Annotated in this window: 12 protein-coding genes and 2 pseudogenes; 8 read left to right on the forward strand and 6 right to left on the reverse strand. The window is 71.1% G+C overall.

What is annotated here, in order from left to right; genetic code table 11:
* The first annotated feature begins 264 nt into the window (after positions 1-264).
* The gene (locus BST11_RS04195) at positions 265-11,445 is read left to right on the forward strand and encodes a type I polyketide synthase (protein WP_083136736.1); all 11,181 of its coding nucleotides are present in this window, start codon (positions 265-267) and stop codon (positions 11,443-11,445) included.
* A 6-nt stretch (positions 11,446-11,451) separates the two neighbouring features.
* On the opposite strand, the pseudogene BST11_RS04200 reads toward BST11_RS04195, so the two are convergent.
* The 3 genes and pseudogenes from BST11_RS04200 to BST11_RS04210 all read right to left on the reverse strand — a co-directional run bounded on the left by BST11_RS04200 (position 11,452) and on the right by BST11_RS04210 (position 14,184).
* Positions 11,452-11,896, reverse strand: a pseudogene (locus BST11_RS04200) (PPOX class F420-dependent oxidoreductase).
* A 4-nt stretch (positions 11,897-11,900) separates the two neighbouring features.
* Entirely contained in the window at positions 11,901-13,016 is a 1,116-nt protein-coding gene (locus BST11_RS04205) for an acyl-CoA dehydrogenase family protein (RefSeq protein WP_083136737.1), read from the reverse strand.
* Positions 13,017-13,023: 7 nt separating this feature from the next.
* On the reverse strand, positions 13,024-14,184 hold the full coding sequence (locus tag BST11_RS04210) for an acyl-CoA dehydrogenase family protein (protein ID WP_083136738.1): 1,161 nt from the start codon (positions 14,182-14,184) through the stop codon (positions 13,024-13,026).
* A 195-nt stretch (positions 14,185-14,379) separates the two neighbouring features.
* On the opposite strand from BST11_RS04210, the gene BST11_RS04215 reads away from it, so the two are divergent.
* The 3 genes from BST11_RS04215 to holA all read left to right on the forward strand — a co-directional run bounded on the left by BST11_RS04215 (position 14,380) and on the right by holA (position 17,843).
* Positions 14,380-15,249 carry a ComEA family DNA-binding protein gene (locus BST11_RS04215; protein WP_083136739.1) on the forward strand — a complete coding sequence of 290 codons (870 nt, stop codon included), beginning with the start codon at positions 14,380-14,382 and terminating at the stop codon, positions 15,247-15,249.
* A 74-nt stretch (positions 15,250-15,323) separates the two neighbouring features.
* A complete protein-coding gene (locus BST11_RS04220) occupies positions 15,324-16,853 on the forward strand; it encodes a ComEC/Rec2 family competence protein (RefSeq protein ID WP_083136843.1) in 1,530 nt (509 codons plus the stop codon).
* A gap of 30 nt (positions 16,854-16,883) precedes the next feature.
* Complete coding sequence (gene holA, locus BST11_RS04225; RefSeq protein ID WP_142276189.1) at positions 16,884-17,843, forward strand: DNA polymerase III subunit delta; 960 nt, start codon at positions 16,884-16,886, stop codon at positions 17,841-17,843.
* Between the two features lie 9 nt (positions 17,844-17,852).
* Here holA and rpsT read toward each other — a convergent pair whose 3' ends face one another.
* Positions 17,853-18,113 carry a 30S ribosomal protein S20 gene (rpsT, locus tag BST11_RS04230; protein ID WP_067320858.1) on the reverse strand — a complete coding sequence of 87 codons (261 nt, stop codon included), beginning with the start codon at positions 18,111-18,113 and terminating at the stop codon, positions 17,853-17,855.
* A 261-nt stretch (positions 18,114-18,374) separates the two neighbouring features.
* On the opposite strand from rpsT, the gene BST11_RS04235 reads away from it, so the two are divergent.
* Positions 18,375-18,947: a hypothetical protein gene (locus BST11_RS04235; protein WP_083136844.1), complete on the forward strand. Its 573-nt coding sequence runs from the start codon at positions 18,375-18,377 to the stop codon at positions 18,945-18,947.
* On the opposite strand, the gene BST11_RS04240 is transcribed toward BST11_RS04235, so the two are convergent.
* Complete coding sequence (locus BST11_RS04240; RefSeq protein ID WP_083136741.1) at positions 18,915-19,757, reverse strand: ribonuclease Z; 843 nt, start codon at positions 19,755-19,757, stop codon at positions 18,915-18,917. The genes BST11_RS04235 and BST11_RS04240 overlap by 33 nt on opposite strands.
* A 171-nt stretch (positions 19,758-19,928) precedes the next feature.
* Here BST11_RS04240 and BST11_RS04245 point away from each other — a divergent pair, with 171 nt between their 5' ends.
* The gene (locus BST11_RS04245; RefSeq protein ID WP_083136742.1) at positions 19,929-20,357 is read left to right on the forward strand and encodes a CBS domain-containing protein; all 429 of its coding nucleotides are present in this window, start codon (positions 19,929-19,931) and stop codon (positions 20,355-20,357) included.
* A 102-nt stretch (positions 20,358-20,459) separates the two neighbouring features.
* On the opposite strand, the gene BST11_RS04250 is transcribed toward BST11_RS04245, so the two are convergent.
* The gene (locus tag BST11_RS04250; RefSeq protein ID WP_083136743.1) at positions 20,460-21,074 is read right to left on the reverse strand and encodes a type II toxin-antitoxin system PemK/MazF family toxin; all 615 of its coding nucleotides are present in this window, start codon (positions 21,072-21,074) and stop codon (positions 20,460-20,462) included.
* Between BST11_RS04250 and lepA the strand changes: the two are divergent.
* Together lepA and BST11_RS04260 are read left to right on the forward strand one after the other, a co-directional pair.
* Positions 21,075-23,035: pseudogene (gene lepA, locus BST11_RS04255) on the forward strand (translation elongation factor 4).
* 2 nt (positions 23,036-23,037) lie between these two features.
* Complete coding sequence (locus BST11_RS04260) at positions 23,038-23,787, forward strand: sensor domain-containing protein (protein ID WP_083136745.1); 750 nt, start codon at positions 23,038-23,040, stop codon at positions 23,785-23,787.
* Positions 23,788-23,826: the final 39 nt, after the last annotated feature.

A 23,826-nucleotide genomic window follows, 5' to 3' on the forward strand; every position in this document is an offset into this window, starting at 1 on the left:
ACGATACTTGCGTCATCCGGCGCCGCGAACCACCCGCGCTTGGCATACTTGCCGTCGGAGGTGATTCGGCTGCGGCAACCGGTCCGGCATGTGTACATTCGCCACGACGGTCGCTGCAAGCAGTACGCCGGGGGGAATTCCGCCAGGTCTGGTCCTGGGTGTGTGCGATGAGCGGCCTTGGACGTGGTCCGCAGCGACCACGCCGCCGGCGCCGCAAGGGCCCGCGGGCATCGAATCTTCCGGTCGAACAGGGAGGATAACCGCATGACATCCGTCGAAGACCCGAAGCGGGGGGCGTCGGGTTCCGCGGGTTCCGTGAATTGCGCGGGTTTTGCCATCGTCGGCTACGCCGCGCGCTTTCCGGGTGCCGCGGACGCGGACGAGTTCTGGCGGGTGCTGCGGGAAGGCCGGGACGCGATTTCGGAGGTGCCCTCCGACCGTTGGGATGCCGACGAATTCTTCGATCCCGACCCCGATGCTCCCGGGAAGGTCGTGACCCGCCGGGCGGGTTTCGTCGACGACGTAACGGGCTTCGACGCACCGTTTTTCGGCATGTCGACGCGCGAGGTCAGGTTGCTGGACCCGCAGCATCGGCTGCTGCTGGAGACGGCGTGGCGGGCGGTGGAACATTCGGGCACCGCGCCGACGGCTCTGGCGAACACCAACACCGGGGTGTTCGTCGGTTTGTCCACCCACGACTACCTGGGAATGGCCTCCGACGAGCTGACGTACCCCGAGATCGAGGCCTACATGGCGATCGGGACGTCCAACGCCGCGGCCGCGGGCCGGATCAGTTATCGGCTGGGGTTGCAGGGTCCGGCGGTCGCCGTGGACACGGCGTGCAGCTCGTCGCTGGTGGCAATCCATCAGGCGTGCCAGGCGCTGCGCCTGGGGGAATGTGACCTCGCGCTGGCCGGCGGCGCCAACGTGCTGCTCACGCCCGCGACGATGATCACCTTCTCGCACGCGCACATGCTGGCCCCGGACGGCCGGTGCAAGACGTTCGACGCGGCCGCCGACGGCTACGTGCGCGGGGAGGGCTGCGGCGTCATCGTCGTGAAGCGTCTCGAGGACGCGATCCGCGACGGCGACCGGATCCGGGCCGTGATCCGGGGCAGCGCGATCAACCAGGACGGCGCGTCGGGTGGTCTCACGGTGCCCAACGGCATTGCCCAGCAACGGGTTATCGCCGCGGCGCTGAAGCGTGCCGGCGTCGCACCCGGCGACGTCGGATACCTGGAGGCGCACGGGACGGGGACATCGCTGGGCGACCCCATCGAGGCGCAGGCCGCGGGCGCGGTCCTCGGCGCCGGGCGAGAAGCGGACCGGCCGCTGCTGATCGGGTCGGTCAAGACCAACATCGGGCACCTGGAAGCCGCCGCGGGGATCGCGGGCGTCATCAAGGTCATCCTGGCCCTCGAGCACGAGGTGCTGCCGCAGCACCTGCACTTCAGCAAGCCGTCGCCGCACATTCCCTGGGATCGGCTGGCGCTGGAGGTGGTGCAGGAGCCCACCGCCTGGGAGCGCGGCGGCCGGCCCCGCATCGCCGGCGTCAGCTCGTTCGGGTTCGCCGGCACCAACGCGCACGTCATCCTCGAAGAGGCCCCGTTGCCGGTCGCAGACGCCGGCCACGCCGCGGTGGCGCCGCTCCCGGTGGACCGGCCCGCGGACCGGCGGTTCAGCGTGCTTCCGTTGTCGGCGCGCACGCCCGCGGCGCTGGTGCGGATCGCCGATCAGTACCGCAGCTGGTTGCGCGCGCACCCGGAGGCCACGCTCGCCGACCTGTGCTTCACCGCCGGGGTGGGGCGGGCGCACTTCGAGCACCGCGCCGCGCTGGTGGTCAATTCGATGGACTCCGCGCGGGAGTTGCTCGCCGCGCTCGCGGACGACCGCCCGGCGCCCGGCCTGGTGCGCGGAACCTCCGACGACGCGCCGAAGACGGCGTGGTTGTTCACCGGTCAGGGAAGCCAGTACCCCGGGATGGCCCGGGAGCTGTTCGACACCGAGCCGGTGTTCGCCGAGACGCTGACCCGCTGCGCGGCGGCGGTCGCCGGCGTTCTCGAAAAGCCTTTGTTGGACGTAATTTTCGACGCCGAGGGCCCGAGCGCCGAAGAGACCCTGCGGCAGACCTCCTACGCCCAGCCGGCCCTGTTCGCGGTGGAGATGGGCCTGGCCCGGCTCTGGCAGTCGTGGGGCTTCGAACCCGACGTGGTGCTGGGCCACAGCGTCGGGCAGTATTCGGCGGCCTGCGTCGCGGGCGTGTTCAGCCTCGAGGACGGGGCGCTGCTGATGGCCGAGCGCGGCCGGCTCTTCGGCAGCCTGCCCGCGGGCGGCCGGATGGTCGCGGTGTTCGCCGCCGCCGAACGCGTCGAGTCCCTGGCCGACGAGTTCCCGAGCCTGTCGGTGGCCGCCTACAACGGCGCCAACACTGTGCTGTCGGGACCCGCGCAGGATCTGGACCGGGCGGTGGCCCGGCTGACGGCCGACGGTGTGCGCTGCGACTGGCTGGACACCAGCCACGCGTTCCACTCGGCGCTGCTGGACCCCATCCTCGACGAGTTCGAGTCGTACGCGAACCGGTTCGATTTCAGCCCGCCGCAACGGATCCTGGTGTGCAACCGCACCGGCGCGGCCGTGGGCAGGAGCGTGAAACTCGACGGTGCCTATTGGCGCCGCCACGCGCGCCAGCCGGTCGAGTTCGCCAAGAGCGTGGCCACGCTCGCCGGCATGCGTTGCAAGGTGTTGCTGGAGATCGGCCCGCAACCCGTGCTCACCGCCGCGGCCCTGCGGGCCTGGCCCGACCCGGCCACCGCGCCGCGGGCGATCGCGTCGCTGCGCCGCAACACCGCCGACCACCGCCAGATCACCGAAGCCCTCGCCGACGCGTACGCCGCGGGCCACACGCCCGACTTCGGCGCCGTCTCGGGGCCGGCGCGCAAGCTCGACCTGCCCACCTACCCGTTCCAGCATCGCGAGTACTGGTATCGAGACAATCGGGTCCGCCCCAACCAACAACAGAACACCGCCGTGAGCAGCGAGACCGTCCGGCTTCTCGAGGACGGCCGGATCGAGGAACTCGCCGCGCTCCTCGATGGCACGGGCGGCAACCAGCAGACCGTCGATGTGCTGAAAAAGCTTGCCGCACAACACAACCAACAACGCAACTCCCGGTCCATCGCCGACGACCGCTACGAGATCCGTTGGGAGGAATCCGCCGCCGGCATCCCGGATGCGAACGCCGACGAGCAATCCGCCTGGCTCCTGATCGGCGACGACGCGGATGTGGCGCAGCCGCTGGTCGAAGCGCTGACCGCGCAGGGGCACCGGCATCGGATCCTCGGGTTGCCGGCCTCCGACGCGGACGAGGAACGGCTCGCGGCCGCACTGGGCGCCGCGGTGGCCGAGGATCCGGAGCTGCGCATCCTGCACCTCGCGGCCCTCGAGTCCGGCGCCGCGACCACGATGAAGTCGCTGTCGCGGATGCAACACGACGTCCTGGGCGGAACGCGGCGGCTGTTCCGCGCGGCCGCCGCTGCCGAACTGCGCAGGCCCATCTGGGTGGTGACCCGCGGCGCGCAACGGGTCACCGACGCGGACGCCGTCTCACCCGAGCAGAGTTGCCTGTGGGGATTCGGTCGCGCGGCCGCCCTGGAGCACCCGCAGGTGTGGGGCGGGCTGGCGGATCTGGCGCACGGGACCGCCACGCCGACGACGGACGAATGGTCGCGACTGATCGGTCGGCTGACGGAGGCACCCCGCGACCCCGCGGCCAGGGAAGACCAGGTCGCACTGCGCGATCGAGGGGTCTACGTTCCCCGGTTGGTTCGACGCTCCGGACGGCCGGTCGCGCCTCCGCCGGCCCTGCGCGACGACGCCACGTATCTGGTGACCGGCGGGCTGGGTTCGGTCGGGCTGGAGATCGCCGGATACCTTGCCGCGCACGGCGCCCGGCATCTGGTGCTGACCGGCCGGCGCGCGCCCAGCGGGGCCGCCAGGGCGCGCATCGATGCGCTACACGAACTGCACGGCTGCGAATTCCGGCTCGTCGCGGCCGATGTCGCCGACGCGAACGACGTCGCGCGCCTGCTGGGCACCGTGCGGGCCGAACTGCCTCCGCTGGCCGGCATCGTCCACGCTGCCGGCGAGATCGGTACCACGCCGCTGCGCGAGCTCGATGATGCCTCTCATCGAGGCGAATTGGACCGGGTGTTCGCCGGGAAGGTCTGGGGTGCTTGGCATTTGAGCGAAGCGGCGCTGGACGCCTTCGGCCCGCAACTGGACTTCTTTTTGAGCACCTCTTCGATCGCGTCGGTGTGGGGCGGGTTCGGCCAGACCGCCTACGGCGCGGCCAACGCCTTCCTCGACGGGCTGGCCTGGCGGCTGCGCGAGGGGGGCGTCCGCGGGATCAGCGTGAACTTCGGTCCCTGGTCGGCGGGCATGGCCGACGAGGAGGCCCGCGCGCGGCTGGCCCAGCGCGGGGTCCGGACGTTGTCGCCGGGCGACGCGCTGGCCGGCATGGCCGATCTCCTGGCCGGCGATCTTTCGCAGGAAGCGGCGGCAGCGGCGCACGGGCCCGTGCAGGGCGTCGTGGCCCGGATCGACTGGGCCCGCTTCCTGCCGCTCTACCAGCAGGCGGGCCGGCGCTCCCTCCTGGCGGAGCTGGAGCGTGAGGTGCCGGAGCTGGCGGGGCCGTCCCTGGCCGGCCCGGCGGGGAAGACTGCGCTGGTGGAGCGGCTCACCCAGGCTCCGGCGCAGCGGCGCAAGAAACTCGTCACCGACTACCTGCGCGAGGCGGTCGCGGACGTGACGCGCGTCGACGCCGCGGAGATCCGCGAGGACGCCGGGTTCTTCGACCTCGGCATGGATTCGCTGATGGCCGTCGAATTGCGGCGCCGCATCGAGCAAGCGGTGGGCAGGGAGGTGCCCGCGACCCTGGCGATGGACTACCCGCGCCTGTCCGACGTCGCCGACTACCTGCTGGGCGACGTGCTCGGGCTCGGCGGGCAGGCGGACGGCGCGCCCGCGGCGGCCCCGATGGCCCCCGCCCGCACCGACGAGCCGATCGCGATCGTCGCGGTGGCGTGCCGTTTCCCGGGCGCAACCGACCCCGAAGCCTTCTGGGAGCTGTTGGCCGGCGGCGTCGACGCGATCCGGGAGGTGCCGGACGACCGATTCGACATCGACGAGTTTTACGACCCGGATCCCGACACCCCGGGCAAGATCTACAGCCGCTTCGGGGGATTCCTCGACGAGATCGACGGCTTCGATCCGGAATTCTTCGGCATCTCGCCGCGCGAGGCGATGTGGATCGACCCGCAGCAGCGGCTGATGCTCGAAACGGTCTGGGAGGGCATCGAAAGGGCCGGCTACGCGCCGTCCGCGATGCGCGGCAGCCGGAGCGGCATCTTCGTCGGGGTGGGCGCCAACGAGTACTCGCACCTGCTGTCGTCCGACTCGGTCGAGAAGCTCGAGCCGCACTTCATCACCGGCAATGCGCTCAACGCCATTTCGGGCCGGGTCGCCTTCGCGCTCGGGCTGGAGGGACCGGCGGTGGCCGTCGACACGGCGTGCAGCTCGTCGTTGGTGGCTGTCCACCAGGCCTGCCAGGCATTGCATTCGGGTGACTGCGATTTGGCGCTCGCCGGCGGGGTCAACGTGTTGCTGAGCCCGGTGTCGATCATCGCAGCGTCGCGCGCGAGGATGCTTTCCCCCGTCGGGCGATGCAAGACGTTCGACGCCTCCGCGGACGGCTACGTGCGCAGCGAGGGCTGCGGGATCCTGGTCCTCAAGAGGATGAGCGATGCGGTGCGCGACGGCGACCGCATTTGCGCGGTCATCCCGGGCAGCGCGGTCAACCAGGACGGCGCCTCCAGCGGTTTGACGGTGCCCAATGGTGGTGCCCAGCAACGGCTTATCAACGCGGCGCTCGCCCGCGCCGGCCTGGCCGGCGGGGATGTCGACTACCTCGAGGCGCACGGGACGGGCACCGCGCTGGGTGACCCGATCGAGGTGCAGGCGGCCGGGGCCGTCTACGGCGCCGCCCGCGACGCCGACCGGCCGCTGCTGATGGGCTCGGTGAAGACCAACATCGGGCACCTCGAGTCGGCATCCGGGGTGGCCGGCCTGATCAAGGTCGTATTGTCGCTGCAGCACGAAATGCTGCCGCAGAGCCTGCATTTCGAGACGCCGTCGCCGCACATCCCGTGGGACTCGCTGCCGGTGCGGGTCGTGGACCAGGCGGTCCCGTGGCAGACCAACGGCCGGCCGCGCCGCGCCGGCGTCAGTTCGTTCGGGTTCACCGGCACCAACGCGCACGTGCTGATCGAGGAGGCGCCGTCGCCGTCGCCGACCGCCGACGAGTACTCGACGGGAGCCGTGTCGCCCGACGACACCGGCGCGTCGCCGACGGACGCGCAGGGCGACCCGGTCGACGTGCTTCCGTTGTCGGCGCGGTCGGCGCAGGCGCTGGTGGCGTTGGCGCAGCGGTACGGGGATTGGCTCAACGCCCACCCGAAGGTCGACATCGGCGACGTGTGCTTCACGGCCGGGTCCGGGCGTTCGCATTTCGAACACCGGGCCGCGCTGGTAGTGGATTCCGTGCAGAGCGCCCGCGAGGGGCTGGCCGAGTTGGCCGAGAACCGGGTGCGACCTGGCGTCCTGCGCGGCGAGTGCACGGACCCGCCGACCACGGCGTGGCTGTTCACCGGCCAGGGCAGCCAGTACCCGGGGATGGCGCACGAATTGTTCGATGCCGAACCGGTTTTCGCCGACACGGTGACACGCTGCGCGGAGGCGGTCGGTGCGATCCTGCCGCGCCCCTTGCTGGAGGTGATGTTCGCCACCGACCGCGGCACCGGCGGTGAGGCCGGGGAAACGTTGCGGCACACGTCGTTTGCCCAGCCGGCCCTGTTCGCCGTCGAGATGGGCCTGGCCCGGCTGTGGCAGTCGTGGGGCGTCGAGCCCGACGTGGTGCTGGGGCACAGCGTGGGCCAGTACGCGGCGGCCTGTGTGGCCGGGGTCTTCAGCCTCGAGGACGGGGCCCGGCTCATGGCCGAGCGCGGCAGGCTGTTCGGCAGCCTGCCCGAGGGTGGCCGCATGGTGGCGGTGTTCGCCGACGCCAAGTACGTCGAGGAGGTCGGCACGGAGTTCCCCCGGGTGTCGGTCGCCGCCTACAACGGCCCCAACACGGTGCTGTCGGGTCCGGGCGAGGACCTGGAGCAGATCGTCGGCCGGTGCGGCAACGACGCGGTGCGGTGCAGCTGGCTGGAGACCAGCCACGCCTTCCATTCGGAGTTGCTGGAGCCCGTGCTCGGCGAGTTCGAGTCCTACGCGGCGCAGATGCAGTTCGCCGTGCCGACGTTGCCACTGGTCTGCAACCGCACGGGCGCCGTCCTCACGGCGGAAACCCCGCTCGACGCGCAGTATTGGCGGCGGCATTCCCGCCAGCCGGTGCAGTTCGCCGAGAGCGTGCGCACGGTGGCGGCGCTGGGCTGCTCGGTGCTGATGGAGATCGGTCCGCAGCCGGTGCTGACCGGGGCCGCGGTGCAGATCTGGCCGGAACACCTGGCCGCGCCGCGCGCGATCGTTCCCCTGCGCAAGGGCGTCGGCGACCGGCGCCAGATCGCCGAGGCGTTGGGCGCGGTCTACGTCAGCGGCCACCGGCCCAACTTCGCCGCGCTGCAGCGCCCGCCGCGCCGCAAGCTCGAACTGCCCACCTACCCGTTCCAGCGCCGGCGCTTCTGGCCGAGGACGTCGGGCATCGCTGTGGACGGTGCCGCGCCCGTATCCGGAATACTTGGCAGTGCAAAGGATCTCGCGTCGGGTGATTCCGTCTACACCAGCCGGCTGTCGGTCAAGTCGCAGCCGTGGCTTTCCGATCACGTCATCTACGGCACCGTCGTGGTCCCGGGGGCGACGTACGCGGCGATGGCGCTGGCCGCCGTCGGGCCGCCCGCGCGGGTGCAGGACGTCTTCTTCTACGAACCGATCATCCTGCCCGAGAAGAGTTCCCGTGAGGTGCAGCTGACGTTGCATCCGCTGGAGGATGGCGGCTGGAGCTTCCGGGTGCACAGCCGCCCCTACGGGGTCCGCGACGCCGAATGGTCGCTGAACGCCGACGGCACCGTCGCCGCCGGTGTCGCCGGTGTCGCCGATGCTCCCGCCTCGGCCGGGGACGAGTCGCAGGCCGAGGCTGAGACCTCGCTCGACGCCGAGCTCGAGCGGATGGAGCGGCTGCGCCCGCAGCAGCTGTTCGAGACCTTCGCCGACATGGAGCTGGCGTGGGGGCCCGCCTGGTCGAATTCCCTCAAATCGCTGTGGGTCGGCGACGGTGAGGCGATCGGTGACATCACCGTCGGCGAGGAGCTCACCGAGCATCTCGGGAGCGAGCCGATCCATCCGGTCCTGCTCGACCTGTGCACCGGTGTGGCCTTCCCGGCCTTCCCGGCGCTGCTGGCGGCCGAGCAGGGGGTGAGCGACCTGTTCCTGCCGCTGCGCTACGGCGGGGTGGAGCTCAGCGAGAAGATGCCGCGGCGCTTCTACTGCCGCGCGCGGTGGCACACCAGTGGCCTCGACAGCGAAACCCAGGTCTTCGATCTCGACTTCGTCGATCGAAATGGTCGGCGCCTGGGCGGGATTCGCGAGTTCACGGTCAAACGCGCGCCGCGCGAGGCGTTGTTGCGCGGGCTCGGCGGCGACGCCACCCGCCTGTTGTACACCCTCGGCTGGCACGAGGTGCCGTTGCCGGCATCGGGCGGCGACGACGACGGCGCCGCGACCGCGATCGGCACGTGGCTGATCGCCGGATTCGACGAGCTGGCGGCCCAGCTGCCGGGCTGCATCCCCTTCGACCGGTCCTTGGATTCGGAAGGTTCGGAGTCGTTGGGACGGCTGCTGGCACAGGCGCACGAGCGCGGCATGCCGTTCTCCGGCATCGTCTGGCGCAGCACCGGACCGGGCGCGCACGAGTCGAGCGCCGAAGCTGCCGCGCGGCTGGAGACCGAGATCGCGCACCTGCTCGGCGCCGTGCACACGCTGCAGGCCGACGGTGCGGTGAAGCTGCCCGGAGGCCTGTGGATCGTCACCGAGCGCGCCGTGGCGACCGAATCCGGTGAGCCGGTCGACCCGGTGCAGGCGGCGCTGTGGGGGCTCGGGCGCACCATCGTCAACGAGGAGCCGGCGCTGCGCTGCAGAATGGTCGATTGCGATGGGTCGGCCGAGGCCGTGCGCCTGCTGGCCGGGCTGCTGGGCACGCCCATCGAGGAGCCGGAACTCGCACTGCGCCAAGGAAAATTCCTGGCGTCGAGGTTGCTGCAATGGTCGCGCAGCGGCCAGCTCGCGGTGCCGCGGGGAACCGACTACGCCCTGGCGCCGACCGAACGCGGGGCGATCGACAACCTGCGCCTGACCGAGGCGGACGTGCCGCCGCCGGGCGAGGGATATGTGCAGGTGCGGGTCGGGGCCGCCGGGTTGAACTTCCGGGATGTGCTCAACGTGCTGGGCCTCTACCCGGGTGACCCGGGTCCGATCGGCGGCGACTTCGCCGGCACCGTCACCCAGCTTGGGGACGGCGTCACCGGACTCGAAATCGGCCAGCGTGTCTACGGTTTCATGCAGGGCGCGTTTGCCAGCCGGTTCAACGTGCCGGCCCAGCTGCTGGCGCCGATTCCGCCGCGCGTGAGCGCCGTGGACGCGGCGACCATTCCCGCCGCGGCGCTCACGGCCCGGCTCGCGTTCGACTGGGCGCGGCTGAAGCCCGGTGACCGTGTGCTCATCCACGCCGCCAGCGGCGGCGTCGGACTGGCCGCCATCCAAATGGCCCAGCGACACGGCGCGACCGTCTTCGCCACCGCCAGCACCTACAAACGCGCCACGCTGCGTAGGCTGGGCGTCGAATACGTCTACGACTCGCGCACTACGGATTTCGCCGACCAGATCCTGGCGGATACGGGCGGCTCGGGTGTCGATGTGGTGCTCAACAGCCTGACCAACGAGGGGTTCGTTGAGGCGACGGTGCGGGCCACCGCCCAGGGCGGCCGTTTCGCCGAGATAGCCAAGCGAGACATCTGGACCCCGGAGCAGATGGCGGCGGCGCGTCCCGACATCGCCTACGAGATCGTCGCGCTGGACACCGTAACCTTCCAGGAGCCCGAGCGCATTCGCGCTCTGTTGGCCGAGGTTTCGGACGGGTTGGCCGACGGCGAGTGGTCGCCGCTGCCCGCCGAGATCTACCCGCTGACCGAGGCGAAGACGGCGTTCCGACGGATGCAACAGGCGCGGCACATCGGCAAGATCGTGCTGCAAATGCCGAATCCGCTGCAGCCGCGGGGTGATCGGAGCTACTTGATCACCGGCGGGCTCGGGGCGATCGGCCTGCACACCGCGTCGTATCTGGCCCAACTCGGTGCCGGTGACATCGTGTTGACCAGCCGGCGCGCGCCCGACGCGGAGGCCCGGCGCGCCATCGAGGACATCACGGAGCGCTACCGCTGCCGCGTCCACACGTTCGCGGCCGACGTCGGCGACGAGGCGCAAGTCGCCGAGTTGCTGGAGCGGATCCGCGCGGAGCTGCCGCCGCTCGCGGGGGTGGCGCACCTGGCCGGTGTGCTCGACGACGCGCTGCTGTCGCAGCAGAGCGTGGAGCGTTTCCGGACGACGTTGGCGCCCAAGGCCTTCGGTGCCTGCCACCTGGACCGGCTCACCAGGGACGACGATCTCGACTTCTTCATCGTGTCCTCCTCGGTGTCCAGCCTGCTCGGCCCGCCCGGCCAGGCGAACTACTCGACCGCCAACGCGCTGCTCGACGGGTTGGTCGCGCAACGACGGGCACGGGGCCTGCCGGCGACCGGCGTCAACTTCGGGCCCTGGGCCAAGGGCGGCATGGCGTCCTCGGAGGCCGCGCGCGCCAATATCGGTGCGCAAGGCCTGATTCCGCTGGAACCCTCGGCGGCGCTCAGCGCCCTCGCGGAGGTCGTCGCCAACGGCGCCGCGCAGGCCACCGTGATCAAGGCCAACTGGCAACGTGCCGCGAAGGTGTTGGGCGATTCCCGTCCACCGATCCTCGACCTGGTGTTGCCGAGCGCGGCGACGGAGGCGACCGGCGACAGCGAATTGCTGCGGCAGCTGCAGGAGATCCCGGTGGCGCAGCGCGCCAGCTTCATCACCGAATTCCTGCAGCGCGAGGTGCAGGGCTTCCTGCGGCTCGCGCAACCGCCCGCCGCGACCAGCCGGTTCCTGGATCTGGGCACGGATTCCCTGATGGCGGTCGAACTCCGCAACCGACTGCACAGCCAGTTCGGGGGCGCGTTCACGATCAACGCCACCGCGGTGTTCGACTACCCGACGATCGGGGGGCTCGCGGAATACCTCGCGGGCCAGCTGCCCGAGCCGGAGGCGGAACCGGGGGAGCCGAACCCGGAATCCGTTGCGGCGGCGGAACCGAGCTAGATCCCGTCAGTCGGCGATATCGAACCCCGCGTTTATCTTCGTCGGCCGGACGCGCACCACCAGTTCGCCGGGAACGGCGTTGCGGCGGCCGAACTCGTCGGCGCGCCCGGCGCCCATGTAGCGCGCGCCGATCCGGGTGGCGATCTCAAGCAGGTCCTCGGCGCCATCCTGCACGCTCGCGGTTCCCTGCACCTGGACGAAGGATTGTGGCGGATGCGGGTCGTCCACGCAGATCACGACCAGCGGATCACGCTGCAGGGCACGGCCTTTCGCGGTGTCGCGGCCGGTGGTGAACACCAGCTTGCCGCCGTCTTCCCCATATCCAAGACGAACCACACCGGCGCGACGAGCGGGCGGCCGTCGGCGGCGACGTAGCCCAGCATGCACGGTGCGGGCAGCCTCAGAAAAGCAGCGAGAGGGACTCGACGACCTTGCCCGAGGACTCGGCCATGGCCTCAGAGGCGGGCCAGGTCGTAGCCACCGAGGTGGTCGATGAGGTTGTGCAGGTGGTCGCCCGAGGTGCCCAGGGTGTGCTCGATCGCGGTGATCCGGGCCGCGTAGTGGCTGACCGGGTATTCCGCGGTCACCCCGATGCCGCCGTGCATCTGGATCGATTCCTGCGCGATGTGCCGGCCCGACCGGCCGATCTGCACCTTCGCGCGCGACGCGATCAGCGGGTCGAGGTTGCCGTCGGCGATCGACATCGCGGCGTACAGGCTCATGCTGCGCGCCAGCTCCAGCGACACGTACATGTCGGCGGCCCGCTGGGTGAGCGCCTGAAACTTGTTGAGCGTCACGCCGAACTGCTTGCGGGTCTTGAGGTAGTCGGTGGTCAGGCGCAGCGCCTCCTCCATCGCCCCGACGGCCTCGGCGCACAAGGCGGACTGGACGCGGATGATGGCGTCGCGGATGGCCGGCGAGGCGTCCCGAACCTCAGGCGCGTCGCCCAGCGGTTCGGCCGGGGCGCCGTCCAACTCGACCTGCGCGCCGCGCTGTCCGTCGAAGGTCCGGTACGGGTGCCGGGTCACCGAGCCGGCGTCGACCAGGAACAGGCCGGTGCCTCCGTCCGGCAACGCGGCGCTGACCACCAACGCGTCGGCGCAGTCACCGGCGAGCACCGGGTTCTTGCGTCCGGTCAATGTCCACGAATCGCCTTGCCGCGCGGCCTGAGTCGCGACGGTGGCGGTCGGCGTGCGCTGGCCCGGTTCCAGATGGGCGAAGGCCAGCAGGCGCTGCCCTGCCGCGACGTCGTCGAGTTGTTGCTTCTGGGCGTCGGTGCCCAGCCCGGCGATCAGCGCACCCGGCGCGAGCGCGGCGTGCAGGATCGGTTCGGGGGCCAGCCGGCGCCCGACCTCGGTGAGCACCACCATGATCTCGATCTGGCCCGCCTCCTCCGGTTCGAACCCGAGGCCGAGGATCCCGGTGTCGGCGAGCTGGCTCCAGACCTCGCGGCTCCAGCCGAGATCGGTGCCGATGACCTTGTAGCGGGTCTCCGGGTCATAGGTGCGCGACAGCAGGTCGCGGGTGGTGTCGCGGAGGAGCGCCTGCTCGTCGCTCAGCTGAAAGTCCATGGCTGCCTCACAATCCGAGAATGGTGGACGCGATGATGTTGCGCTGCACTTCGCTGCTGCCGCCGTAGATCGACGTCTTGCGGTAGTTGAGGTAGTGCGGGGCGCTGGTTTGCGCCCAGCCCGGGGACGCGATGTCCTCGCCGTCGGCGGGCAGCGAATCCGGGCCGGCGACCTCCACGAGCAGCTCGGTGGCCACCTGTTGCAGCTGGCTGCCGCGCAGCTTGAGCACCGACGACGCCGGGTTCGGTTGCCCGTCCGCGGAGTCCGAGACCACCCGCGACTGCGTGAGTTCCAGTGCCAGCAGCTCGTTTTCGGCCTCGGCCAGCCGCGCCGCGAACAGCGGGTCGTCGAGGACACCGGTCGCCGCCGCGTGCCTTTTCACCTCGGCCAGGCGCACCTTGGTGCGCCCCACCCCGGCGATGCCGGTGCGTTCGTTGCCCAGCAGGAACTTTGCGTAGGTCCAGCCCTGGTTCTCTTCCCCGACAAGCTGATTGGCCGGCACCCGAACGTCCTCGAAGAAGACCTCGTTGATCTCCTGGCCGCCGTCGATCGTCTTGATGGGCCGTAACGTGATGCCCGGCGTCTTCATCTCGAAGAGCAGAAACGAGATTCCGGCCTGACGCTTGGGCGCCTGCGGGTCGGTGCGCACCAGGCAGAAGATCCAATCCGCGTACTGGCCGAGCGTCGTCCAGGTCTTCTGGCCGTTGACGACGTACTCGTCGCCGTCGCGGACCGCGGTGGTGCGCAGCGACGCCAGGTCCGAGCCGGCATCGGGCTCGGAGAACCCCTGGCACCACCAGATGTCGAGGCTGGCCGTGGGCGGCAGGAAGCGTTGTTTGATCTCCTGGGAACCGAATTCGGCGATCACCGGGCCGACCATCTTGGTGTTGAAGTTCAGCGGCTCGGGCACGCACGCCAGTTGCATCTCGTCGGCCCAGATCTGGTGCTGCGTGGGCGTCCAGTCCTTGCCGCCCCATTCGACCGGCCAGTTCGGCACCGCCAGCCCGTGCTCGTGCAGGATCTTGTGGCTGGTGACGATGTCCTCGCGCCGCACCGCTGCCGAACCCCGGCGCACCCGCTCGCGCAGCTCCTCGGGGATCTTGGTGGTGTAGAAGGCGCGCAGCTCGTCGCGGAACGCGGTTTCCTCGGGTGTGAGCGCCAATTGCATGGCAGCCTCCTTCGTCTGGGGTGAGCGCGGCGACCCGCCGCGGATGAGGTTGCCCGGTCCCGGTCGATCGCTCCGTCTTCCATCTTGACCCATCGCGTTCGGCGGTTGTGCACAGCCTCGGATTAGTCCACACCCCCGCACCGCGACCCCGTCGCGGGGAGCCGCCCCGGCGGTCGGCGCGCCTACGGTCGGCCCATGCGAACAGAACTGCCCGCCGAACGGCTGCAGCGCCGGCTCGGTGCCGACCCCGAGGCCGATCCGCGCGCCGACCCCGGCGACGAATCGGGCTCGAACCACGACGCCGCGGACGGGGACCAGAACTCGCTGTTGCCGCGGTGGCTGCCCGACGCCTCCGAGGGTCGCGGCTGGGTCGCGAAGCTGCGCGCCGACCCCGGCCGCGCCGGCGCCATCGCGCTGGCGATCGTCGCCGTCCTCGCCGTGCTGGTCACGGTGTTCACCCTGATGCGTGACCGGCCCCCGCCGGTGATGTCGGCCAGGCTCCCGCCGGTGGAGAAGGCCCACACGGCCGACCCCCGATCGTCGGCGGCCCCGGGTGCCGGCCAGCCCGCCGGCCGCGACGGGCCGGTGGTGGTCAGCGTGGTCGGCCTGGTGCGCACGCCCGGGCTGGTCACCCTGGCGCCCGGCGCGCGCATCGCCGATGCGCTGCAGGCCGCCGGGGGTCCGGTGAACGGCGCCGACACCATCGGATTGAACATGGCCCGCCCGGTCGGCGACGGCGAGCAGATCGTGGTGGGGCTCGCCCCCGCGCCGGGCCAGCCGGCGGTGCTCGGCAGCTCGGTGGCCACCGGTGGGCCCGCCGCGGCCGGATCGCCGGCTCCGGCGGGGCCGGGGTCGCCCAAGCCCCGGGCCGGTGACGTGGTCGACCTCAACACGGCTTCCGTGGAGCAACTGGACGCCCTCCCCGGGGTCGGGCCGGTCACCGCCGCCGCGATCGTGGCGTGGCGGCAGGCGCACGGCAAGTTCACCAGCGTCGACCAGCTCGCCGATGTCGACGGCATCGGCCCGGCGCGGCTGGAAAAACTGCGCCCGCTGGTCCGTGTCTGACACCGGTGCGCGACCCGGGCCGCGGCGAGTCGGCGGTGTCGCACGCCGCGGCGCACGTCGTGGAGCGTGTGGACGTGCGGCTGGTACCGGCCGCGGTCACCGGCTGGGTGGTGACCGCCGCCGGGATATGGTGGCCGCTCGGCCGGGTCGCGGCGTCCTGCTGCGTGGTGCTGGCCGCCGCCGGGGGCGCGCTGGCCTGGCACGCGGGGCGGCGACCCGGCCGGGCCCGGCGGCTGGCCGCGCTCGGCGCCGGCCTGGTGGCGGTGGGCGTGGTGGGCGCGGGGTTCGGGCTGGCCATCGCGCTGCGGGCCGACGCGGTCGGTCACCACCCGATCACCGCGGCGTTCGGCACCGCGGCCCCGGTGACGGTCACCCCGACCGAGAGCCCGCTGCCGTTGGGTAGCAGCCGGTTGATGTTCCGCGCCACCCTGCAGCGCCTCCGCGACGACGCGGCGTCGGGCCGGGTGGTGGTCTTCGCCCGCGCCGGGGACTTCGGCGACCTGATGGTGGGGCGGCCGTTGCGATTCACCGCGCGCATCAACCGCCCGGCCCGCCGCGACCTGACCATCGCGGTGCTCAACGCGTCGGGCCGCCCGACCGTGGGCACCGCCGGCGCGGTGCAGCGCGCGGCGCATGCCGTGCGGGCCCGCTTCGCCCGCGCCGTGCGCGAGGTCTTGCCCGCCGACCAGGCCGCCATGCTGCCCGCCCTGGTCCTCGGCGACACCACGGCGGTCACCGGCGAGACCAGCCGCGACTTTCGGGCGGCGGGGATGACGCACCTCACGGCGGTGTCGGGGGCGAACGTCACGATCGTGTGCGTGGCGGTGCTGTTTTCGGCGCGGTGGGTCGGGCCGCGCGCCGCGGTCGCGCTCGCCGCCGTAGCACTGGTGGCGTTCGTCATCGTCGTGCAGCCGACGGCAAGCGTGTTGCGGGCGGCGGTGATGGGCGCCATCGCACTGACGGGCGTGCTGTCTTCCCGTCGGCGCCAAGCGATTCCGGCGCTGTCGGCCACGGTGCTGTTGTTGCTGGCCGTGGCCCCGCACCTGGCCGTCGACGTGGGCTTCGCGCTGTCCGTGCTGGCGACCGCGGCGCTCATCGTCATCGCGCCCGTCTGGTCGCGGCGCCTGGTCGCCAGGGGCTGCCCCAAGCCGCTGGCGGACGCGCTGGCCGTCGCGTGCGCGGCGCACGCGGTGACCGCCCCGCTGGTCGCCGGCATCTCGGGGCGGCTCAGCCTGGTCGCGGCGGCCGCCAACCTCGCGGTGGCGCCCGTGATCGCGCCCATCACCGTGCTGGGCAGCGCGGCGGCCGCGTTGTGCGGGCTGTGGCCGGCCGGGGCGCAGCTGTTGGTCCGGTTCACCGGGCCGGAGGTGTGGTGGGTCCTGCGGGTGGCGACGTGGGCGGCCGGTCTGCCCGCGGCGACGGTTCCCGTTCCGGCCGGCGTGCCCGGCGTGGTGGTGGTGTCGGCCGGCACGTTGTCGGCGCTCGCCGCGGCGGCGCTGCTGTGGCGGCGCCGCTGGTTTCGCCGGGCGCTCGGGTTGGCCGGAGCCGCCGTCGTGATGTGCGCGGTGGCGTCGACCCTTTCGGGTCTCGTCGCACCCGCGTGACACCATCGTGGGGTGAGCGAGATTGCGCAGCTGCACCTGGTCCTGGGCGACGAGGAGTTGCTGGTCGAGCGGGCGGTCGCCGACGTGCTGCGGGCGGTGCGCAAGCGGGCCGGCGGCGCGGAGAACCCGGACATCCCGGTGAGCCGGATGCGCGCGGGTGACGTCGACGCCTACGAGCTGGCCGAACTGCTGAGCCCGTCACTGTTCGCCGACGAGCGCATCGTCGTGCTGGAGGCGGCCGCCGAAGCGGGCAAGGAGGCGGCGGCGGTGATCGCGTCGGGCGCCGCCGACCTCACCGCGGGCACGGTGCTGGTGGTGGTCCATTCCGGTGGCGGGCGGGCCAAGGCGCTGGCCACCGAGCTGCAGTCGCTGGGAGCCGAGGTGCACCCGTGCGCGCGCATCACCAAGCTGAGCGAGCGCATCGACTTCGTCCGCAAGGAGTTTCGTGCACTGCGGATCAAGGTCGACGAGGAGACGGTGACGGCCCTGCTGGACGCGATCGGCTCCGACGTGCGGGAGCTGGCCGCGGCGTGTTCGCAGCTGGTGGCCGACACCGCCGGCGAGGTCGACGCCGCCGCGGTGCGCCGCTATCACAGCGGCAAGGCCGACGTGAAGGGATTCGACATCGCCGACAAGGCGGTGGCCGGCGACGTCGCCGGGGCCACCGAGGCGCTGCGCTGGGCGATGATCCGCGGTGAGCCACTGGTGGTGCTGGCCGACGCGCTGGCCGAGGCCGTGCACAGCATCGGACGCGTGGGCCCGCTGTCCGGCGACCCGTATCGCCTGGCGTCGCAGCTGGGGATGCCGCCGTGGCGCGTGCAAAAGGCGCAGAAGCAGGCCCGGCGCTGGTCGCGCGACACGGTGGCCACCGCGATGCAGGTCGTGGCCGCGCTCAACGCCAACGTCAAGGGGGCCGTCGCCGACGCGGACTACGCGCTGGAATCCGCGGTCAGGCGGGTCGCCGAGCTGGCCGCCGACAGGGGCCGCTGAAACAGGCGCTCAGAGCTTGTTGAGGGCCCTTGCCAGGGCCGACTTCTTGTTGGCCGCCTGGTTCTTGTGGATCACGCCCTTGCTGGCCGCCTTGTCCAGCTTGCGGCTGGTCGACACGAGCAGCTCGCCGGCCTTCTCCTTGTCGCCGGCGTGGGTGGCCTCGCGGAACGCGCGCACGGCGGTGCGCAGGGACGACTTCACCGCCTTGTTGCGCAGCCGGGCGCGCTCGTTCGTGCGGTTGCGCTTCTGCTGCGACTTGATGTTGGCCACGCGTCAGTTCCTTCTCGAATCCGTGCTTGCGGTGTTTTCGGGGGGTTTCCACACCCGATGGCACCCGATGGCGACTGCCCAGGTTATCAGCCGGCCAGGCTTTCCCCCAAAAAAGGTAGGCGTGGCCTGCCCGAACGCCGGGCCGGCGGGGTAACGCGACCCCGGGCATATCGTTCACGCATGAAGGATGTGCGCCCCCTGGTGGTGCTGTCCGGGCTGTGCGTGGGCCTGCTCTTCGGTGGGATCGCCACCGGCGTTGCGCTGGGCGGCGTGCCGCCGTTGCCCTACGGATCGGCCGGCGCGGTCACGGCGTACGTCCGTGCGCAGCCGGTCGCGGTTCACGTCATCGCCACCGCCACGTTCGCGTCGTCGGTGCCCCTGGCGCTCTACGCCGCGGTCGCCGGCGCGCGGTTGCGGCGGCTCGGCGTCACCGGGTCCTGGCCCGCGATCGCGCTGACGGGCGGCACCCTGACCGCCGGGTCGCTGGGCCTGACCGGGCTGCTGGGCTGGACGCTGTCACGGCCGGACATCGCCGCCGATGCCGTGGCGGTGCGCGCCCTCTACCTTCTGGTCTTCCTGGTCGGCGGCGTCGGGCACGTCGCCGCGCTGGGCCTGCTGGTCGCCGGGGTCGCGGTCCCCGGCCTCGTGGCCGGGTTGCTGCCGCGGCCGGTGGCCTGGTCCGGCGCGGCGACCGCCACCCTCGCCGCATCGGCGACGCTGGTGTTGGTCTGGCCGGCCCTGGGGGTGATCCTGCCCGTCGCGCGGGTGTGCGCGTTGGCCTGGCTGGTGGTGGCCGGCGCGCTACTGCCGCGCGCGCACCTCGACGCGGTGTAAATCGTCGCCGAGTTCGACGCGCCCGCCGAACTCCGACGCGGCCAGCGCGCGCCACTGTTCTTCCTGGCCGGGCACCAGCGCCGGCACGTAGTGCGTCATCACCAGCGTCCCCACGCCGGCGCGGGCGGCGGTCGCGGCGGCTTGCTCCACCGACGAGTGGTAGTCGCAGATGTCCCGCAGCCGCTGCTGCGGGATGTTGATGACGATGTCCTTGCGGATCACCGTGTGCACCAATGCGTCCGCGCCGCTTGCCAATTCGTCGAGGCCAGCGCAGGGCACCGTGTCTCCGGCCAGCACGACCGAGGTGTTTTCGGATTCGATGCGGAAGCCGATCGTCGGCGTCACCGGTCGATGATCGGTCGGGGCCGCGCGAATCGATACGCCGTCGCGGTCCCACACCGGGCCGTCGGTGTATTCCTGCACCTCGACCGCCGGCGGCGCGTTGAGGTCGGCGTGATGGGCGATGCGGTAACCGATGTCGTGACGGAACGCATTCAGCGTCGCCTCCACCGCCTCGGCGGTTCCGGGTGGCCCGATGATCGGCAGCGGCGCGGGCTCGGGCGCAAACGTGGTGATCCACCGCGTGATCAGCAGGTCGCCGAGGTCGCCGATGTGGTCGCTGTGCAGGTGGGTGAGCAGCAGCGCCGACAGCCCGGCGGCGCCCACGCCGACCGCCGCCGCGCGCTGCAGCACGCCGCGCCCGCAATCCACCAAGAAAGCCTGGCCGCCGGCGCGCACCAGGGTCGCCGGCCCGGCGCGGTTGGGGTCGGGGATGGGGCTTCCGGTTCCCAGCAACGTGATCTCGATCATGGGCCCATCCTCGCAAGCCGCATCGAAGGGCCTCGGCTATTCGGCGCGGCGTGTTTGGCGCCCGAGGCCGGGGGTATGGGAGCCGTCGGCTGCCGGTCTTCGTGCTTTCCCGCCGCGCGAGTTAGCCGTAGCCTGGTGTGAAGCGGATCACAAGCGGCTTGGAGGCCTTTGATGCGGATCGCGGACGTCTTGGGGAACAAGGGTGCGGCGGTGGTGACGATCAACCCCGAAGCAACCGTCAAGGAGCTGCTCGCCGGGCTGGCCGAGCACAACATCGGCGCCATGGTGGTGGTGGGCGACGAGGGCGTCCTCGGCATCGTCTCCGAGCGCGACGTCGTGCGCGAGCTGCACACCCACGGCGCCAGCGTGCTGTCGCGGCCGGTCTCCAAGATCATGACCGCCACGCTCGCCACCTGCACGAAATCCGACACGGTCGACTCGCTGAGCGTGCTGATGACGAGGAACCGGGTGCGCCACGTGCCGGTGCTGGACGGCAAGAAGCTGATCGGCATCGTCAGCATCGGCGACGTGGTCAAAACGCGAATGGAAGAACTCGAGGCCGAGCAGCAACAGCTGCAGTCCTACATCACGCAGGGATAGTGCAGGGATAGTCCCGCCGCGCCGAACGCGCCCTCACGGCGGCGATTTCGGCGATTTTCCGCGGTGGCTTCCCGCTCGGCGGGCCCAATAGTCCCCAATAATCTAGGTCCAGGCGTATTCCGCGCGCAGCCGGGCCGCCACCACGTCGAACAGCTCGCGGTCCAGGATCGCGCCCTCGCGGCGGATGCCCTCCTCGGGCACGTCGAGCACCCGGTCGAGGCGGACCCAGCTTTCCCTGCCCTCGTAATCCCAAGCGCCGGCACCGATTCCGACCCAATCGGGGTCGCCGGCGCGGCGCTCCTGGCTGGACACCATCAGCCCGAGCAACACGCGGCGGTCGCGCCCCACCACCAGGACGGGGCGATCCTTGCCGCGGGTCGGGTCGTCCTCGTAGGCCACCCAGGTCCACACGATCTCTCCCGGGTCGGCGCGCCCGTCGAGGTTGGGCGCGTAGACGAGCCTGCGCGCGCGCTGGGCGGTGGGGAAGCTGACGCTGGTCACCGGGCGGCCCGCGGTGATCGCGGAGGGTGGCTGCGGCGCGGCGGCGGCGATGACGTCGGCGGTCAGCTTCACGGCGTGCTGGAGTTCGCGCAAGACGGTCTGCGAGTTTTGCACCTGCCGGACCAGACGCGGAGCCCGGTCGAAAACCAGGTTCTCCGCGAACCGTTGAAACGTCTTCCACTGTGACTTTCCGGGCGACTTCCTGTCCGGTGCCATATTCGCAGCATAGACGCGCCAATTGTGTCCGGGCCGCGACGCGTGGATACGCTTGACACACCACCGAACCGCCAGTCGACCAGGAGATTCCCATCAGCAGCTTCGCCGACAAGACCTTCACCGCGCCGGCGCATATTCGGAATTTCTGCATCATCGCCCACATCGACCACGGCAAGTCGACGCTGGCCGACCGGATGCTTCAGCTCACCGGCGTCGTCGACGAGCGGTCGATGCGTGCCCAATACCTCGACCGGATGGAGATCGAGCGCGAGCGCGGTATCACCATCAAGGCGCAGAACGTGCGGCTGCCGTGGGAGGTATCCGGCGGCAGAAAAGACGTTGTCGCCGGTGACTACGTGCTGCACCTGATCGACACCCCGGGCCACGTCGACTTCACCTACGAGGTCTCGCGCGCGCTGGAGGCCTGCGAGGGTGCGATCCTGCTGGTCGACGCCGCCCAGGGCATCGAGGCCCAGACCCTGGCCAACCTGTACCTGGCGCTCGACCGCGACCTGACCATCATCCCGGTGCTGAACAAGATCGACCTGCCCGCCGCCGACCCGGACCGCTACGCCGGCGAAATCGCCCACATCATGGGCTGCGAGCCCGGCGACGTGTTGCGGGTGTCCGGCAAGACCGGAGAGGGCGTGCCGGAACTGCTCGACGAGGTGGTCCGCCAGGTGCCGCCACCGCAGGGTGACGCCGACGCGCCCACCCGCGCCATGATCTTCGACTCCGTCTACGACATCTACCGCGGCGTGGTGACCTACGTCCGCGTGGTGGACGGCAAGATCACCCCGCGCGAACGCATCGCGATGATGTCCACCGGCGCCACCCACGAGCTGCTCGAGGTCGGCATCGTCTCACCGGAACCCAAACCCAGCGAGGGCCTCGGGGTGGGGGAGGTGGGCTACCTGATCACCGGTGTCAAGGACGTCCGCCAGTCCAAGGTCGGCGACACCGTGACCACCGCGCGTCACGGCGCGACGGAGCCGCTGACCGGCTACCGCGAGCCCAAGCCGATGGTGTACTCCGGGCTGTACCCGGTGGACGGCTCGGACTACCCGGACCTGCGCGACGCCCTGGACAAGTTGCAGCTCAACGACGCCGCCCTGACCTACGAGCCCGAGACGTCGGTGGCGCTGGGCTTCGGGTTCCGCTGCGGCTTTTTGGGCTTGCTGCACATGGAAATCACCCGCGAGCGCCTCGAGCGCGAGTTCGACCTGGACCTGATCTCGACGTCGCCGAACGTCGTGTACCGCGTGGTCTTGGAAGGCGGGGCGGACGACTCGATCATCGTGACCAACCCGTCGGACTGGCCGGAAGGCAAGGTCCGCACCGTCTACGAGCCCGTCGTGAAGACCACCATCATCGCGCCGAGCCAGTTCATCGGCACGATCATGGAGTTGTGCCAGTCCCGCCGCGGCGACCTCGGCGGCATGGATTACCTGTCGCCCGAGCGGGTGGAGCTGCGCTACACCATGCCGCTGGGCGAGATCATCTTCGACTTCTTCGATTCGCTGAAGTCGCGCACCCGCGGCTACGCCAGCCTCGACTACGAGGAGGCCGGCGAGCAGGAGGCGGACCTGGTCAAGGTCGACATCCTGCTACAGGGGGAGGCGGTCGACGCGTTCAGCGCGATCGTGCACAGGGATGCCGCGTACGCCTACGGCAACAAGATGACCACCAAGCTCAAGGAACTCATCCCGCGCCAGCAGTTCGAGGTGCCCGTGCAAGCGGCGATCGGATCCAAAATCATTGCGCGCGAGAACATCCGGGCGATCCGCAAGGACGTCCTGTCCAAGTGCTACGGCGGCGACATCACCCGCAAACGCAAACTTCTGGAAAAGCAGAAGGAAGGCAAGAAGCGGATGAAGACCATCGGCCGCGTCGAGGTACCCAACGAGGCGTTCGTCGCCGCGTTGTCCACCGATGCCGGCGGGGACAAGGGAAAGAAGTAGCCGTGCGAATCGTCGGGCCGGCGGCGGCGTTGACGGCCGTCGCCGCGTTGGCCGCCGGTTGCGGCACGGTGGTGGACGGCACCGCGAAACCGGCGCCCAACCTCAAGCCGCGACCGCTGAGCGGGGCGACGGTCAAGCAGGTGCTGTTGGACGGCGCGGCGCTGTCGCGGATGCTCAACCAGCCCTTCGTCTCCCGCAAGCCGGCCGAGTTCGGCGGCCCCGAAAAGCTGTACGCCTCGCTGCCGCCGGCCAATTGCCTGGGCGTGACCGCGATGCTGCAGCGCAGCGTCTACCAGCCCGCCGACATCAAGGACGTCGCCTCGGCGGCGTGGTGGAACAACGGCGAGCCGGCTCAGGTGATCAGCGTCCTCGAGGGCGTGGTCGCGCTGCCGTCTGCCGCGCAGGCCGAGGCGCTGTTCGCGAAATTCTCGGACCAATGGCAGCGGTGCACGGGCACCACGACGACGGAGAACAACGGCCCGATCACCACCACCAACGCCATCAGCGACGTCCGCGTCGCCAATCTCGTTGTCGCGGCGACCAACACCGCGACGTCGGTGTTGCCCAACATGCCGGCCCTGCGGCCCACGCCGCAGGCGCGGGCCCTGGGGGTCCGACTGAACTGCCTCGTCGAGGTCGAGGTGGTCTTCTTCGGCGAGCGGCGGCCCTCCGATCCGGGGTCGGCCACCGTAAACGCCAGCGCGATCGACGTTGCGCACGCCATGATGGACAACGTCAGCGCCCTGAGCTGATCGGCGCCGAGGATCCCCGGCGGCGGGGATCGACGTGCG

The organism is Mycobacterium alsense (genome assembly GCF_002086635.1).
Classification (GTDB): domain Bacteria; phylum Actinomycetota; class Actinomycetes; order Mycobacteriales; family Mycobacteriaceae; genus Mycobacterium; species Mycobacterium alsense.